The organism is Mesorhizobium sp. M0159, assembly GCF_040322295.1.
Lineage (GTDB): Bacteria > Pseudomonadota > Alphaproteobacteria > Rhizobiales > Rhizobiaceae > Mesorhizobium.
The window spans coordinates 37197-53028 of the sequence record NZ_JAMYTF010000039.1 but is presented as its reverse complement, the minus strand read 5'-3'; the positions used below and the strand labels follow the sequence as shown (position 1 = coordinate 53028).

At 62.7% G+C, this 15832-nt stretch carries 13 protein-coding genes; 3 read left to right on the top strand and 10 right to left on the bottom strand.

Annotated elements, in window-relative coordinates; genetic code table 11:
* Window positions 1-217: 217 nt before the first annotated feature.
* The 8 genes from nadE to NKJ32_RS27385 all read right to left on the bottom strand — a co-directional run bounded on the left by nadE (window position 218) and on the right by NKJ32_RS27385 (window position 11210).
* Window positions 218-1225, bottom strand: a complete 1008-nt coding sequence (nadE, locus tag NKJ32_RS27420; RefSeq protein ID WP_352829457.1) for an NAD(+) synthase — start codon at window positions 1223-1225, stop codon at window positions 218-220.
* Entirely contained in the window at window positions 1222-2769 is a 1548-nt protein-coding gene (locus tag NKJ32_RS27415; RefSeq protein ID WP_352829455.1) for a class I adenylate-forming enzyme family protein, read from the bottom strand. Before NKJ32_RS27415 ends, nadE begins: the two co-directional genes overlap by 4 nt.
* Before the next feature lie 22 nt (window positions 2770-2791).
* Entirely contained in the window at window positions 2792-3055 is a 264-nt protein-coding gene (locus NKJ32_RS27410) for an acyl carrier protein (RefSeq protein WP_352635421.1), read from the bottom strand.
* A 19-nt stretch (window positions 3056-3074) separates the two neighbouring features.
* Window positions 3075-5012, bottom strand: coding sequence for an asparagine synthase (glutamine-hydrolyzing) (asnB, locus tag NKJ32_RS27405; protein ID WP_352829453.1), 1938 nt, complete (start codon window positions 5010-5012; stop codon window positions 3075-3077).
* A 185-nt stretch (window positions 5013-5197) separates the two neighbouring features.
* The gene (locus NKJ32_RS27400; RefSeq protein WP_352829451.1) at window positions 5198-6169 is read right to left on the bottom strand and encodes an NAD-dependent epimerase/dehydratase family protein; all 972 of its coding nucleotides are present in this window, start codon (window positions 6167-6169) and stop codon (window positions 5198-5200) included.
* A 109-nt stretch (window positions 6170-6278) separates the two neighbouring features.
* The gene (gene smc / locus NKJ32_RS27395; protein WP_352829449.1) at window positions 6279-9737 is read right to left on the bottom strand and encodes a chromosome segregation protein SMC; all 3459 of its coding nucleotides are present in this window, start codon (window positions 9735-9737) and stop codon (window positions 6279-6281) included.
* Between the two features lie 117 nt (window positions 9738-9854).
* Window positions 9855-10580, bottom strand: a complete 726-nt coding sequence (locus tag NKJ32_RS27390; protein ID WP_023674158.1) for a DsbA family protein — start codon at window positions 10578-10580, stop codon at window positions 9855-9857.
* 129 nt (window positions 10581-10709) lie between these two features.
* Window positions 10710-11210 (bottom strand): DUF721 domain-containing protein, encoded by a 501-nt coding sequence (locus NKJ32_RS27385; RefSeq protein WP_023674157.1) that lies wholly within the window; start codon window positions 11208-11210, stop codon window positions 10710-10712.
* A gap of 49 nt (window positions 11211-11259) precedes the next feature.
* Here NKJ32_RS27385 and mutY point away from each other — a divergent pair, with 49 nt between their 5' ends.
* Complete coding sequence (gene mutY, locus NKJ32_RS27380; RefSeq protein WP_352829447.1) at window positions 11260-12372, top strand: A/G-specific adenine glycosylase; 1113 nt, start codon at window positions 11260-11262, stop codon at window positions 12370-12372.
* 11 nt (window positions 12373-12383) lie between these two features.
* Window positions 12384-12995, top strand: a complete 612-nt coding sequence (locus NKJ32_RS27375) for an HAD family hydrolase (RefSeq protein ID WP_352829445.1) — start codon at window positions 12384-12386, stop codon at window positions 12993-12995.
* 65 nt (window positions 12996-13060) lie between these two features.
* Here the strand turns inward: NKJ32_RS27375 and NKJ32_RS27370 are convergent, their stop codons facing one another.
* Window positions 13061-14194: a site-specific DNA-methyltransferase gene (locus NKJ32_RS27370; protein ID WP_023674154.1), complete on the bottom strand. Its 1134-nt coding sequence runs from the start codon at window positions 14192-14194 to the stop codon at window positions 13061-13063.
* A gap of 180 nt (window positions 14195-14374) precedes the next feature.
* On the opposite strand from NKJ32_RS27370, the gene NKJ32_RS27365 reads away from it, so the two are divergent.
* Window positions 14375-15064: an HAD family hydrolase gene (locus tag NKJ32_RS27365; protein ID WP_023674153.1), complete on the top strand. Its 690-nt coding sequence runs from the start codon at window positions 14375-14377 to the stop codon at window positions 15062-15064.
* A gap of 38 nt (window positions 15065-15102) precedes the next feature.
* Here NKJ32_RS27365 and NKJ32_RS27360 read toward each other — a convergent pair whose 3' ends face one another.
* A complete protein-coding gene (locus NKJ32_RS27360) occupies window positions 15103-15801 on the bottom strand; it encodes a hypothetical protein (protein ID WP_023674152.1) in 699 nt (232 codons plus the stop codon).
* Between the last annotated feature and the right edge of the window lie 31 nt (window positions 15802-15832).

Here is a 15832-nt window from a genome sequence, read left to right as displayed (position 1 = left end):
ACCCCTGATCGATTAAAGCCTCACCGACGCTGCCAACAAAGCTCACGCCTCAAACCCCGCGCCCCTCCCGCGAGCGGGTTCGTTCATTGGCGCAACGTGCTCGTCTGGCAGATGAGACGAACGGCAACTTCCCGCCCATCTCGGCCATTGGCGGCAGCCTGCTGATTGAGTTTTGACCCTAAGGCGCTTTTTGGGACGTGGCCGGTCTCGAAGCAGGTCAGGTACCGAGTTCTTCGACTTCCTCGACGAGTTGCGGACGCTGGTGCAGATAACGCGTCGCCTTGCGCTTGGCGATGATATCGGCCCAGACGCGTTCCACTTGTGAGGCGGCCAACCCCGCCGCCTGCCCCACCACTTCGGCCGCCATGCCGTTGTTGAGACCGTAAAGGCAAATATCCATACGGTCATATGGAAGCGAGAAATAGAACTCCTCCTGTGTCTGCGCCAGCGAGTAGGTATCGGTGGTCGGCGGCCGGTTCCGGATTTCCTCCGGAACACCGAGATGGGGCGCCAGCGCATAGACCTGCGTTTTATAGAGGTGGGCGATCGGCTTCACGTCCGCGGCGCCGTCACCGTTCTTCACGAAGAATCCCTGATCATATTCCAGCCGGTTCGGTGTTCCAAGAACGGCGAAGTTCAGACGATCAGCATGATAGTATTCGATCTGCTTGCGGGTGCGCTGCTTCATATTGGTAGCGGCGACGACGCCGAGATAGACAGGCAACGGCATTCTCAGTTTCGTCTGCTTGCCTTCGGGATCCTGCACCACCAGCGACGAGATATTATAGCCTTGGCCCTCGAGCGCGTTCGCGATCACGATCTTCGAGGCCCAGCCTTCGCCGTATGCCGGGACCAATTCGCGGATGAAGGCGTCGCGGCGCTGGTAGCAGCCCATCGCGCGCAAGGCCGGCCCGATATCCTCCGTCACAGCCTCGACACCAAAAGTTTCGGCGACGAGGCGGCCGAGCCGCAGGCTTTCGGGATCAGAATCGCTTTCCGGCATGAACAGGCAAAGCACATTCCGCGGACCGACGGCACGTGCGGCCAACGCGACCGACACGCTCGAATCGATCCCGCCCGAAAGACCGAGCACAAGGCCCCGCTTGCGGAGCTCGCGCAACTGCTGGCGCAAGGCCGTTACGATACGGTCCGTTTCAGCGGCTGGGTCGATCGCCAGAGCCTTCGCCACAAAGGTCCGCGCGTCCTCGGTCGGGCGAACATTCATTGCGCGGCCTCCATCATCTCTGCCGCAAGCCGACGGCTGACCTTGCCGGTATCCGTCTTGGGCAGCTCGCGGCGAAACTCGACGATCTTGGGCACCATGAAGTCCTCAAGATGACGTGCACAGTGACGAACGACATCTTTTTCGCTAAGCGCTGGGTCGGACCGTACGATAACTGCGCCGATCGCATGCCCGAGCACGGGATCCGGCACACCGACAACCACCGCTTCCGCGATGCCCGGATGAGCATGAAGCACGGCTTCCACTTCCTTGGGCGCCACCTTCTCTCCCCGCGACTTTATGATGTCGTCCTTGCGGCCGACGAAATAAAGAAAGCCTTCCTCATCGGCCCTGAACAGATCGCCGGTGTAGAGAACCTTCTCCCAAGGGTTCGGACCCGGGCGCAAGGCTCGTGCCGTCGCAGCTTCGTTTCGCCAATAACCCTGCATGACGTGCGGCCCGCGAATGACCAGCTCACCTGCTACGCCCGGCGGCACCCGTTGCCCCTCGTCGTTGACGACAAAGGCTTCGGTGTTCGGAATGGCTATTCCGACCGAGCCCGGCCGGCGGTCGAGCTCCTCGGGCGGCAGATAGGTGCAGCGCTTGCATTCCGTCAGGCCATACATCGAATAGAGCCTGACACCGGGGAAAAGGAACCGAAGGCGTTCTATGTGAGGCGGCGGCAAGGCAGCCGCCGTGTTGGAAATATAGCGAAGGCTGGGCAGGAAGCCCGGCGCCAGGTCCCTCATCTGCAGGATCATCGCTGCCATCGTGGGCACGAGCGGAAGCCCGGTGACGCCTTCCTGGCGGATGCGTTCAAAGACCGCCTGGGGAAAAGCGAAGGACTTCTCGAGCACGAGCGTGGCGCCGAGCCTGACGGTCATCAGCAATTGATAGAGGCCGTAATCGAAAGCGAGGGGCAGAACATTCAAGATGATGTCGTCTGGGGAGTTGCGCAGATAAGTGATGATGGAGCCCGCCGCCGCGTCGCAATTGCGGTGCGTCATCATCACGCCCTTGGGCCGGCCGGTCGAGCCCGAGGTGTAGATCAACATCGCAAGATCGACGTCAACGCCGCGGTGGTCAATCTCCCTGGCTTGGAGCGTCAAGCAATCCGCCAGGGATGTGGCCCCTGCCGGGCATTGGTTATCGGCAGCAACGGTGGAGGCCACGAAGATGCCGGTCTTGCCGGACGATCCGCACGCCTCGGCGACCACGGGCATCAGTTTTGCTTGCGTGAGGATCGCAGCTGCGTCGCAATCGGCGATGATGTAGGCCAGCTTTTCGGCCTTGGTGGATGCATTGATCGGACTGAAAGTCGCGCCTGCTTTAAGAACTGCGAAAATCGAAACCGCAGCCTCCCAGCAATTGTCCATGAAGATCAGGACCCGGTCGTCGCGACTGACGCCATTCATGAAAAGGGCGGCGGCCAGACGGCTCGAAAGATCGTCCAGCTCTTCATAGCACAGCCTTTTGTGCTCGGTGATCAATGCCGTTTTGGCTGGATGGGCAGCGGCCTTCGCCGTCAGAAAATGTTCGATCCGCACGGACGCTCCTCGCCGATGGCGCCTACGCTGCCAGCGCTTCTGCCTTTGCCTTGATGAAGGCTGAGATGCGGTCAATCGAATCCAGATTGGCCGGTACGATGTCGGCATCGACCATCGCTATGCCGAAATCATCCTCTATGAATGCCACGAGCTCCAACACGGCCGTCGAGTCGATGATGCCGTTCTCGATCAGTGATACGGAGTCTGCAAGCTCGTAGGACGTGTCCCCGAACAGGAAGTTGTCGACGATAAAGGCTTTGACCTTGTCCTTGATTGCTACCATGATTTTTCATTCCCTCGATTTCTCAGGCCGCTCGTGCTGCACCGACCTTTTCGCCAGTGAAAATCTTCTGCCACAGTTGCGTCGACAAAATGCCGACGAAAGCCGCATTGTCGCGGAATCCGGACGCTGGCTGCAAGCGGCATTTCTCGTGCAGGTTCGCCACCGCCTTGGCGTTGAATAGTCCTCCGGCGGCGATGCTCGCCTCGCTCAGTGAATCGCGTACGTAGTCCAGTTCTCCCGCTCCAACGAAGGAGCGGGCTTCCGGTGCCCGGTAAGGCTGTTTGGTGCGCTCGCGGATGGCCGTCGGAAGCAGGTGCTTGGCAGCTTTGCGCAATATGTGTTTTTCCACCAGTCCCTTCAGCTTCATCTCCGGCGGAAGTCTGGCCGCAAACTCTACCAAGCGATGGTCAAGGAAGGGGAAACGCCCTTCGATACCGTGCGCCATGGCCATGCGATCGCCCTGGCTGGAGAGGATGTAGCCTGGCAGGAGAAAGCGGGTTTCGAGATATTGCGCCTGATGCAGCGGATGCCACCGGGAAAATGCCTCAGGCAACCGGCTGGCCAGGTCCTCGGCTGCGTCATACCCCTTCAATGTCGCGCGCAGGTCACCGGAAAAGAACATCTTCGCCGCTGATGTGGTCTTGAAACGCGGCCGATGCGAGAACAGCGGATCGTCCAGGGCAGCGCTACCGGTTCCGAAGAACGCAGCCAGGTACTCCACGGACTGCTGTTGCAGGCCCGGCAGATAGGGATAAAGCTTGCGGAACAGTTGTGGCCTTATGCGCGATGCCGGCTGTCGCGCGCAGAAACGGCGAACCCGCGCTTCCTTGAAGACATCATAACCGGCAAAGACCTCGTCGGCGCCTTCGCCTGTCAGCACCACTTTCAAACCGGCCTGGCGAACGAGGCCGGACAGTTGATATAGGGGGGCCGGGGCCGTGCGGATGATCGGCCGCTCGGTAAAGCGGATGACTTCGGGAAACACACCGGCGATATCGCCGGCACGACACGCAATGGTTCGATGGCGCGTGCCAAGTGCTGACGCCATTTCGGTCTGGAAGGCGCTTTCGTCATGCTCGGCGCTGTCGAACGTCACGGAAAATGTCTGCAGCTTAAGAGGAGTCATGCCGGCCGCGAGTGCCGAAACGAGGGATGAATCGAGCCCGCCCGAAAGGTAAGAACCGACCGGCACGTCGGCGCGCATGCGAAGCCTCACCGCGTCGGTCAACAGGGCCTGCAGTTCCTCGGCCGCGTCGTCCTCATTGGTGATCTTCGATGGCGTATCCGGATACGGGTAGTCTAGGTGCCAATATGGTTTGACCGTGACTTGCCCCTGTGTCGCGATCATCACGCTTGCCGGCTCCAGCTCGTGGATGTTGCGGAAAGCCGTGCGTGGAGCGATCGGCGCCCACAGCGTAAAGATCTGGTCGAGTGCAATCGGATCGATTTCGGCCGAGACGCCGGGTATCTTCAGCAGGGCCTTTATCTCCGACGCAAAGTAGAGCACCCCGTCCTTGCTGGTGTAGAACAGCGGCCGAACACCCATGCGGTCTCTTGCAAGCACCATCCGCCGCCGCCGGTTATCCCAAATCGCGAAGGCGAAATCACCGTTCAGGAGCGACAGGCAGTCTTCGCCCATCTCGTCATACAGCTGCAGGAGAACTTCGGTATCGCTCGACGTGCGGAAGCGTCGACCTTTGGCCAGCAGCCCTTCGCGCAATTCCACGTAGTTGAAGATCTCGCCGTTGAACGCAATCGTCAAATTGCCGGTTTCGTCGGACATCGGCTGCTGGCCATCACCAATTCCAATCACCGACAGCCGCGCATGCCCAAGTCCAGCCTCGGGCGCTACGAATTTCCCTTGTTCATCCGGCCCGCGATGGGCGATCGCAGACGTCATGCGCGCAAGCAAAGCTTCCGCATCCCGGACTGAACCGAAATAGCCCCCGAATCCGCACATCCACACAGCTCATACTGAACAGCAAGCCACGAAACATAGCGGTCATAAGCGCCTCAAAGGTTAATCAGATACTTTTCAGCAAGCATGTGGTTAACAGGATGTTAGGACAAAACGATGATTTTGCGGACCGACTTGCGCCCCACTCCAGGTGTCACGCTTGAAGGCGTCACGGCGAGCGATGCAAATCACTGCTTCGAGTACGGCCGGTACCAGTCAACAAACTTCTTCAGCCCGTCCTCTATCGAAACGCTAGGCCTGAAGCCGAAATCCCGCTCCAGCGCGGTCATGTCGGCGTAAGTCTTCTCGACGTCGCTCGCCTGCATCGGCTCGTTGTGGCGGATTGCCTTGACCTCGAGCAGCCTTTCCAGAATGTCGATGAAGTCGCCCAGACGCACCGGCCGGTTGTTGCCGACATTGTAGAGCCTGCTCGGCGGAACGTCAGCCGCCGGCGGCTTGTCGAGCACGGCGACAACCGCCTTTACAACATCGTCTATGTAGGTGAAATCGCGCCACATTTCGCCATTGTTGAAGACCCGGATCGGCTTGCCCTCGAGCATCGCCTGCGTGAACATCCAATAGGCCATGTCGGGACGGCCCCAGGGACCGTAGACCGTGAAAAACCGCAGGCCGGTCTGCGGTATGCCGAACAGATGGGCGTAGGTGTGGCTCATCAACTCATCGGTTTTCTTGGTGGCAGCGTAAAGCGAAACGGGCTTGTCGACCTGATCGGCTTCGCTGAACGGCACGCTGCGGTTGCCGCCATACACCGAGCTCGACGAGGCATAGACCAGATGCTCGAATGCCGGTTCGGCGCGACAGAATTCGAGCACTTCGAGGTGGCCCATGACATTGGAGCGGATATAGAGCCGCGGATTGTCGAGTGAGTGGCGCACGCCCGCCTGCGCTGCAAGGTGCACGATCCTAACGATGCCTTGCCCGGCCAAAGCGGCTGCAAGCGCGCCCTGTTCGGCAATATCGATCTGGTGGAACGAAAAATCCTTATGGGGCAGAAGGCGGGCAAGCCGCCCCTTTTTGAGCGCCAGGTCGTAATAGTCGTTCATGTTGTCGACGCCGACGACCGCTTCTCCCCGGTCGAGCAGATGGTGGCAAACGTGGCTGCCAATGAATCCCGCGGCTCCGGTGACAAGTATAGGCAACAAGCTTCTCCACGCGCATAGCCGGGCCGGTATCTGGAGCGGCAGATCCGGCCCATTTTGTCGTGCTATAGTCGAAAGCCGAGGTGGAGACCACCATTAAGCTGATGCGTCAGCTTGCCTCGCGCATGGCTTCGGCCGCCTGCAGGTCAACCGACACCAGTTGGCTGACGCCTTGTTCGGCCATGGTCACCCCAAACAGCCGGTCCATGCGCGCCATGGTGATCGGGTTGTGTGTGATGATGACGAAGCGCGTTTCGGTGGTTGCGGCCATTTCGTCCATCAGATTGCAGAAACGCTCGACATTGTGGTCGTCGAGCGGCGCGTCGACTTCGTCGAGCACGCAGATCGGCGCCGGATTGGTCAGGAACACGGCGAAGATCAGCGACATCGCCGTCAACGCCTGCTCGCCGCCGGACAGCAGCGTCATCGTCTGCGGCTTCTTGCCGGGCGGGCGCGCCAGGATCTCGAGCCCCGCTTCGAGCGGATCGTCGGACTCGATCAGTTGCAGCTCGGCGGTGCCGCCGCCGAACAGATGCGAAAACAACCGTTGAAAATGGCCGTTGACCACCTCGAAGGCGGCGAGCAGCCGCTCGCGGCCTTCGCGGTTCAGGCTATGGATCGCCTGCCGCAGCTTGCGGATCGCCTCGATGATGTCGTCGCGCTCGGAGACGATGGTCTCCAGCCGGTCCGACAGTTCCTTCTGCTCCTCCTCGGCGCGCAGATTGACGGCACCGAGCCGTTCGCGTTCGACCTTCAGCCGGTCGAGCTGACGCTCGATCTCGGCCATTTCGGGCATCGGGCTGTCGGATTCGAGGCCGGTGTGGCGGATCACCAGATGCGGCGGCGTGTTCAGCGTTTCCTGGATGCGCGCCTCGACTTCCAGCCGACGCTCGTCGGCGGCGGTCAGCCGCTCTTCGGCGCGAACGCGGGATTCGCGCGCCTCGGCCAGCGACTGGATGGCAGCAGTCGCAGCCTTGTCCAGCTCGGACTGCCGGTTCTCCGCTTCCTGCAAGCGGTCGCCCGCTGCCTTGCGCAGGCTTTCGGCCTCGGCGAGCTGCGACAGCAGGGCGCGCCGCTTGGCGTCAATCTCGTCGGGAGCGTCGGCCAGTTGCTCGCGCTCGGCCTCGGCCTCTGCCTTGCGTTCGCCGAGCGCCGCGATCTGCGTCGAGGCGTTTTCGGCGCGCTCGACCCAGTTGCGCCGTTCAACGCTGATGGCGTCGAGCCGGCGCGCACGTGCCTCGGCTTCCCGCCTCAGGCCCTCGTGAACGGCACGCGCATCGGCAAGGGCGGCGCGGTCGCGGGCGACGTTGGCGGCCGACTGCTCGAGCTGCAATTGCAGATCGCCGAGATCGGGCGCGTCCTGCAGCAGCATTTCCGCCTCGACGAATGCCGCCGCCGTTTCCTCATGGCTGTCGACAATGCGTGCGCGCGCCTCGTCAAGTGCTGCACGCCGGCTCGACAGCTCGCCGCCGGCTTTTTCGGCCTCGGCCAGCGTATTGCGGGCAGCGTCGAGCCCGTGCTGGGCGTCGCGCCTGGCCTGTCGGGCGTTGCGTTCGGCCTCGCTCGCCTGGGCAAGCGCCTGTTCGGCCTGGGCAAGGGCTTGTTCAGCTTCGCGCAGGGTGCGCGTGGCATGGACTGCTTCGGCATCGAGCTCGGCCAGCCGGTTTTTCTGCGCCAGCCGCTGCGCGGCGGCGGTCGGGGCATCGGCGCTGGCGGTGAAGCCGTCCCAACGCCAGAGCGCGCCTTCGCGGCTGACTAGCCGTTGACCGGGAGCAAGCAGCGTCTGCAGCCGTCTTCCGTCGGCGGCTTCGACAATGCCGATCTGGGCCAGCCTGCGGGCCAGCTGTGCCGGCGCACGCACAACGCTGGCGAGGCTCCTTATGCCTTCGGGCAATGCGGCGTCGGCAGGCTGGATTTCGCTCTGGCCCCAATGTACCGGCGCACTGCGGTCGAGCGGCACGTCGAGATCTTCGCCAAGCGCGGCACCCAGCGCCGTCTCGTAGCCGCGCTCGACGCTGATCTGCTCCAGCACCGAGGGAAATAGATCGCCGCTGGCGGCGTTGAGGATCTTGGCCAGCGTGCGGGCCTCGGTTTCGATCCGCGCCAGCTCGGCCTTTGCGTCCTGAACCGGTGGGCGGCCAGCACTTTCGCCTGCACGCGCCTCGGCGACCGCCTGTTCGGCGGCAATGGCGGCTGCCTCAGCCTCTTCGAGCAGCGCCAGCGCCTGATCGACCAGCAGCCGCTTCTCGGCGGGATCGGGCAGGCCGGCGACTCTGGAGACGATCTCCGACAGTTCGCGGTCGACATCGGCAAGCTGGCGGGCAAAGCGGTCGCGGCGCTCAGCGGTGTCGCGCAGCGTCCGTTCGATCTGGTTGCGCGAGGCGGCAGCCTCCGCCCGTTCGGCGGTCAGCGCGGCGAGCCTGGCCTCGCTCGAGGCAAGCGTCGATGCCGCCTGCTCGAAAGCCGCGCGGGTGCTGGCCTCGCGCTCGGCGGCGCCGGCGTTTTCGGCGTTGAGCGCGGCTTCTTCGGCGGCGAGGCGTTCGAGGATATCCGCATTGTCGCGGACCATGCGCTCCTCGCGGGCAAGGTCGCCATCGAGCTGTTGCAGTCGGCGGTCGAGCTCAGCCTGGCGGGCGCGGATGCGGCCTGCCTCTTCCTCGATCTGCGCCTTGGCGATCGATAGACGCTGGAAGGCGGCGGCGGCAGCGGCTTCCGCATCGCGCAGGTCCGGCAGCCGGTGGGCGTTGATGCCTTGTTCCCTGGCGGCAGCCATCTGGGCGGCGGCACGGTCGCCGACCAGCGCGGTGGCAATCGCCAGCGCCGAACGCGCTTCGCCTTCCTGCGTCTTGGCCAGCGTCCAGCGCAGATGCAGCAGCGTCGCTTCGGCCTTGCGGATGTCGGCCGACAGGTTCTTGAAGCGCGAGGCCTGGCGGGCCTGGCGTTTCAGGCTTTCGATCTGACCCTCCAGCTCGCCGACGACGTCGTCCAGCCTTTCGAGGTTCTGTTCCGCCGCCTTCAGCCGCAGCTCGGCTTCGTGGCGCCGTGTGTGCAAGCCGGAAATGCCGGCCGCCTCCTCCAGCAGCGCGCGGCGCGCCTGCGGCTTTGCCTGGATCAGCTCGCCGATGCGGCCCTGGCCGACCATCGAGGGCGAGCGGGCGCCGGTCGACTGGTCAGCGAACAGCAGCTGAACGTCCTTGGCGCGAGCCTCCTTGCCGTTGATGCGGTAGAGCGAGCCGGCCTCGCGCTCGATGCGGCGCGAGACCTGCAATTCGTCGGCGTCGTTGAAGGCGGACGGCGCGGTGCGGTCGCTATTGTCGAGGAACAGCGTGACTTCGGCGGTGTTGCGGGCCGGACGCGTTCCCGAGCCGGAAAAGATGACGTCGTCCATGCCGGACGCACGCATGTTCTTGTAGGAGCTTTCGCCCATGACCCAGCGCAGCGCCTCGACCAGGTTCGACTTGCCGCAGCCGTTCGGCCCGACGATGCCGGTCAGACCGCGTTCGATGACGAACTCGCCGGGTTCGACGAAGGATTTGAAGCCGAGGAGGCGAAGGCGCGAGAACTTCATTCGCGCCGGCCCATAGCCAAGTTTCGCAAAACTGTGCCGCGGTTTTGCAAGGAGAACCCGCGGCAAGACAAAGAAGTGCGCACGCCGAAGCTACGCCGCTTCGGCGCTGCCGAAACGTCAGAGCAGAGGGTCGATGATGGCCGACATTTCCGCAATCGACATCGCCCCTTTGTAGGTCTTTCCGTTGATGAAAAAGGTCGGTGTGGAATCGACCTTGAATTCGTCGGCGCCGCGCTTCTGGACAGATCTCACATCGTCCAGAAGTTTCTGGTCCGTCAAGCAGGCCTCGAAGGACTCCTGTGTAAAACCGGCAAGCTTGGCGATTTGCAGCAGTGCGTCCTTGGTATTGTTCACACCAACCCAGTTCGCCTGCTGCCTGAACAGTACGTCGACCATCGGGAAATAGTTGTCCTTGGAGCAGCGCGCCAGCATGAAACCGGCCTCGGCGCTGGGATCGAACGGAAACTCGCGCAGTATGTAACGGGCCTTGCCGGTGTCGATATATTTCGTCTTCAGCTCCGGAAAAGTGGTCTCGGCGAAATGCGCGCAATGCGGGCAGGTCATCGATGCATATTCGACGATAGTGACCTTTGCATCGTCCTTGCCGAGCTGCATGTCGGGCAATGCGCCGGGCTTCAGCAGTGCCGCCATATCGACCGTGCCCTGAGCCTCCGGCGCCGCCGCGGCGGCCGGAGCGGCCGGCTTCGCAGGTTCCGGAGCCGCAGGCTTCACATCCTGCGCCTCGGCTTTCTCGCCCGAGTCGCTGCAGGCGGCAAGCAGCGCCACCGCTGGTATTGCGGCCAGCGAAGTCAAAAGGTTTCTGCGGGACAAGGAACGGATCATACGAATCACCTGGCAATAGTTGGATTTTGCAATGCAAAGTCTACAAAAAGCGAGAGTTGGCGCGAATTAAGGCATTACCGCCCCTATTCCAATCGCCAAATCCGGGCATACCATCACGATAGCGCGAGATCACGGTTTCTTTTGACCGAGAATGGTGGCGCCAAGCCGCTCCAGCGAGGCGCGCAGCCCGCCGTCCTCGATCAAACCAACGGTGCCCGACAGCTTCGCTTTCTCGGCCGCAGTCAGCGGCCGCAAACTGGGTTTCGGCTTGTCCTTGCCCGCCATTACCGGCTTCTGCACGATCCTGATCCGGCCGATCGCATTGAAACCGAGGAAGGCATTGACCCGGTTGATGATCTCGCCGGTCTCGTGCTGCAGATGCAGTGCCGCTACACCCTCGCAGGCAATCACCAGCACCGCCGGTTCGAAAGGATCGTCCTCATGCATGCGGCGCGGCCACTGGATCTTTTCCGGGCGCGAGCGGCCGGCAAGCCGCGGCCCGGCAATTTCTTCCCATGACTGGACCAGTCCGATCGACATACCGGCCCGCTTGCGCAGCACCGGGTCGAGGATCTCGGTTGCGAGATCGCTCACCGGAACGGGATTGCCGAAGGGCCTTTTCCCTGCCATGTGCGTTCTCCAGCTTCAGCACCAATGGATTAGGGCCGACCCTCGATCAATGGCACTGCACGACCAGACCCGCAAGGCCGTATCCGGAGACAATGTCGAGATCGCCTCCCGGCTGCTTGCCTGGTACGACGCGCATCACCGCGACCTGCCCTGGCGCGTTTCGCCGCGCGCGCTGGCGGGCGGGGCGCGGCCCGATCCCTATCTGGTCTGGCTTTCCGAGGTGATGCTGCAGCAAACCACGGTCGAGGCGGTAAAATCCTATTTTCAGGCGTTCATGCAGAAATGGCCAACGGTCCAGGCGCTGGCGGCGGCACCGACCCAAGACGTCATGAAGGCCTGGGCCGGGCTCGGCTATTATTCCCGCGCCCGTAATCTCAAAGCCTGTGCCGATCTCGTCGCGCGGCAAGGCGGCCGCTTTCCGGACAGCGAGTCCGGCTTGAAGGAACTGCCCGGCATCGGCGCCTATACGGCGGCGGCGATCGCAGCGATCGCCTTCGACCGACCAGCCGCGGTCGTCGACGGCAATGTCGAACGGGTCGTCTCACGGCTGTTTTCGATCGCCACGCCGCTGGGCGAAGCCAAGGGCGAGATACGCGGCCAGGTCGAACGCATGGTTCCCCTGACAAGGCCCGGCGACTTCGCGCAGGCGATGATGGACCTGGGCGCGACGATCTGCACGCCGCGCCGGCCCCGCTGCATTCTGTGCCCCGTTCGCGTGGACTGCAGCGCCACGACCTCGGGCGACCCCGAACGCTTTCCGGTCCGCCTGCCCAAGGCCGAAAGACCCTTACGCCGCGGTGCCGCCTTCGTTGCCGTCAGGTGCGACGGCGCCATCCTTCTGCGCAAGCGCGCGGACAAAGGCCTGCTCGGCGGCATGACTGAGGTGCCGACGACCGGCTGGACGGCGCGCATAGACGGCGCCACCACGGAAGCGGCGGCCCCGCTCCCCGGCAACTGGCAGCAGGCCGGACGCATCGGCCATATCTTTACCCATTTTGCGCTTGAACTCGACGTGTTCAAGGCGGAGACCGACGTTGCCGCCCCGGTCGGGCATTTCTGGTCGCTGGCCCATGAAATTTCCGGGGAAGCGCTGCCGAGCGTCATGAAAAAGGTAATCGAAGCGGCGATGCCGGGCGCGACGAAAAAGCAGCGGCCGCGTTGAAAGAGAGAAGAATGACTGAAATCCGCCACATCGTTTTCGACATCGGCAAAGTGCTGATCCACTATGATCCGGACCTGCCCTTCAGTCGCTTGATCCCCGATCCCGACGAACGGAAATGGTTCTTCGACAATGTCTGCACGCATGATTGGAACATCGAGCAGGATCGCGGCCGCAGTTGGGAAGAGGCCGAAGCGCTGGCGATCGCGCAATATCCCGAGCACGCCGAAAATATCCGCAATTTCCGCCGGCACTGGCACGAGATGGTGCCTCACACCTATGAGGACAGCGTCGCCATCATGATCGGCCTGATCGACAGCGGCCATGACGTGACGATGCTCACCAATTTCGCTGCGGATACGCTCGCCGAGGCCCGCGAGCGCTTCGATTTCCTCAATCGGCCGCGCGGCGTCACCGTTTCCGGCGACATCCGCCAGATCAAGCCGGATCGCGCCATCTATGACCACCACGTCGCCGCGTTCAGCCTCGAACCGTCAGCGACGCTGTTCATCGACGACAGCCAGAAGAACGTCGACGGCGCCAAGGCGGCGGGCTGGCAGTCGGTGCTGTTCACCGATGCAAAGACGCTCAGGGCGGACCTTGAGCGGCTTGGGATCAAAGTGTGATTTGAATCGGTTCCAGGAGTTGGTTGAGCCTTCGCATTAACCGATCTGTCGCAACTCGGAAGCCGTCAGGCGCCCGCCCGCTCCATGCCTAGCCGAGCAATGCGGCGAAGCTCGTCGATCGGGGTCAGGCCGCCGCTGCGCTCATAATGCCAGAAGGTCCATCCGTTGCAGGCGTCCAGCCCCTGCACCTCGGCGCCGATCTTGTGGATCGACCCGGCACTGTCGCCGATCGCCAGCGTGCCGTCGGCGCGCACTTTTGCCGCCCAGCGCTTCTTGGCGTCGTAAAGCGTGGCGCCTGGCGCCACCAGGCCATTGTCGAGAAGCGTGACGAAGGCGACGCGCGGCTCAGCGCGCTTGCCGGTCAGTACCGTCAAATTGGCGCCTTCCAGCGGCCGGACCGCATCGATACGTTCCATGGCGGCATCGATATAGGTTTGTTCGCGCTCGATGCCGACGAAGTGGCGGCCAAGCCGCTTGGCCACAGCCCCGGTGGTACCTGAGCCGAAGAACGGGTCGAGCACGATGTCGCCCGGCCTGGTCGATGCCGTCATGACGCGGGCAAGCAACGCTTCCGGCTTCTGCGTCGGATGCAATTTGTCACCATTGTCGTTCTTCAGGCGCTCGCCGCCGGTGCAGATCGGAAACAGCCAGTCCGAGCGCATCTGGACGTCGTCGTTCGATGCCTTCAGCGCCTCGTAGTTGAAAGTGTAGCCCTTGCCCTTCTGGTCGCGCGATGCCCAGATCATCGTCTCATGCGCGTTCTGGAAACGGCGGCCACGGAAATTGGGCATTGGATTGGTCTTGCGCCAGACGACGTCGTTGAGGATCCAGAAGCCCAGGTCCTGCATCTTTGCCCCGACCCTGAAAATATTGTGGTAGGAGCCGATAACCCAGATCGTGCCGTTGGGCTTCAACACACGGCGCGCCGCCAGCAGCCAGGCGCGGGTGAAGGCGTCGTAGGCCTCAAAACTGTCGAACTGGTCCCAATGGTCGTCGACGGCATCGACCTTGGATTGGTCGGGCCGGTGCAGATCGCCATCGAGCTGCAAATTATAGGGCGGATCGGCGAAGATCACGTCGATCGACTTTTCCGGCAGCCGTTCGAGCGCGGCGACGCAGTCGCCCTTCAGGATCGTATCCAGCCACTCGGATTGCTGGGGAGCATCGGAAAGCTCGTCGAGAAGACGCACGGCAGACATTGTGACACCCAAGGCACGCGTTACTGTTTACTGTCCGTTATGGTTACCGATCAGCGTAAATATTCAGTGAAGCAGCCCGCCGAATTTGCGAAGCCCGGCCTGTTGGTGTATGCCGCGCCGCCTGAGCCGTTTGGACCAAAGGGCCCTCGGCATTCCCCTCATCCCGCTTTCCGGATCACCATGCCCCAGCCAGACCTTGTCATCTTCGATTGCGACGGCGTGCTCGTCGATTCCGAAATCATCGCCGCGCGGATCGATGCCGAGCTGTTGACCTCGGCCGGCTACGAGATATCGGCCGAGGAGATTTCCGAGGTCTATGCCGGGTTGACTTTCAAGGACATCATGATGCGGGTCGAGGAAAAGTCCCGGATCCCGTTCCAGGCCTCGCTGATCGACAAGGAGGAACAGCTGGTCGATCGTCGGCTGCGCAGCGACGTGCGTGCCATCGACGGGGCGCACGAGGCTGTCGCCGCGGTAGCAGTGCCGCGCTGCGTCTGTTCGAATTCGCGTTCGGAGCGAATCGAATTCATGCTGGAGAAGGTGCAGCTTTTGCCGTTCTTTGCCGGCCGTATCTTTTCCTCGCTGGAAACCCCGACCGGGAAATCCAAGCCGGCGCCGGACGTGTTTCGGTTCGCCGCGGAAAAGCTCAAGGCCGATCCTGCGAACACCTTTGTCATCGAGGATTCGGTGCATGGCGTCACCGGCGCCAAGACGGCGGGAATGCGCGTCATCGGCTTCACCGGCGCGGCGCACAGCTATCCCGGCCACGCCGATGCGCTGACCGAGGCCGGCGCGGAAACGGTCATCCGCCGCTGGGCGGAACTGAAAAGCGTGATCGCCGCGCTGTCGGAATGGTCGGCGGACGCCTGAGAGGCCGCCTCCAACCGCCGTGGCGCGAATGCAGCGGCTCAGTTGGTCGCGGCGGCTTTCTTCTTCCTCGGCTTGTCTGTCGCTACTTTCGGAGCGCCCTCGTCATACCCGGCATATGCCTGGTAGTCCTTCGCCGTCGGCTCCGGAACGACGACGTTGGAATCGGTGAAGACGAACTGCGTGGCACTCGAAGGATCGGTAACCTGGACCTGATAGGAGTGAAGCTGCGAATAGAGAACTTCGGTGCCGTGCATCACCGCGATGCGGATCGGCATGGTGATGGTGCCGGGGGTGAACATCGGGCCAGGCACGACCTTGCCGGCGACGGCTATCTTCATCGACAAGGAGCCGTTGGCGCGGCTGCAGTCGCGGGTCACATCGGTGATCGAAGCCTGATAGATGATCTTGGCGGAATCGTCCGGCTGATCGGCGCCAGCCGCGTCCGCTGCCGGCTGGGCGGCTTCCTCGGCGGCAACATCGGTTTTTTTCTTCGGCTTCGGACCGCTCTTGGCGTAGGTATTGAAGAAGGCAGTGCCGTCACGCAACGTCACTTTCGGGCAATAGGCCTGCAGCTGGCTGGAAAGCACCTTGGGATCGGGTGGCGGTGGCGGTGTCGTATCCTTTTTGCCGAAGCCGAGAATTCCATTGTCGCTCGATTGGCAACCTGCGGCGGCAAGCATAAAGCCGGCGAGCGCCAGACCCGCGACAAAACGACCGTTGAATGAATGAAACGCCATGAACTGCACTTCCCTCTCGCAAAGCCGGTGA

Bases quoted from the DNA above. Each gene is read 5' to 3' on its own strand.
- nadE (WP_352829457.1), bottom strand. From the start codon at position 1,225: ATGAATGTTCGCCCGACCGAGGACGCGCGGACCTTTGTGGCGAAGGCT.
- asnB (WP_352829453.1), bottom strand. From the start codon at position 5,012: ATGTGCGGATTCGGGGGCTATTTCGGTTCAGTCCGGGATGCGGAAGCT.
- smc (WP_352829449.1), bottom strand. From the start codon at position 9,737: ATGAAGTTCTCGCGCCTTCGCCTCCTCGGCTTCAAATCCTTCGTCGAA.
- NKJ32_RS27390 (WP_023674158.1), bottom strand. From the start codon at position 10,580: ATGATCCGTTCCTTGTCCCGCAGAAACCTTTTGACTTCGCTGGCCGCA.
- NKJ32_RS27385 (WP_023674157.1), bottom strand. From the start codon at position 11,210: ATGGCAGGGAAAAGGCCCTTCGGCAATCCCGTTCCGGTGAGCGATCTC.
- mutY (WP_352829447.1), top strand. From the start codon at position 11,260: ATGGCACTGCACGACCAGACCCGCAAGGCCGTATCCGGAGACAATGTC.
- NKJ32_RS27375 (WP_352829445.1), top strand. From the start codon at position 12,384: ATGACTGAAATCCGCCACATCGTTTTCGACATCGGCAAAGTGCTGATC.
- NKJ32_RS27370 (WP_023674154.1), bottom strand. From the start codon at position 14,194: ATGTCTGCCGTGCGTCTTCTCGACGAGCTTTCCGATGCTCCCCAGCAA.
- NKJ32_RS27365 (WP_023674153.1), top strand. From the start codon at position 14,375: ATGCCCCAGCCAGACCTTGTCATCTTCGATTGCGACGGCGTGCTCGTC.
- NKJ32_RS27360 (WP_023674152.1), bottom strand. From the start codon at position 15,801: ATGGCGTTTCATTCATTCAACGGTCGTTTTGTCGCGGGTCTGGCGCTC.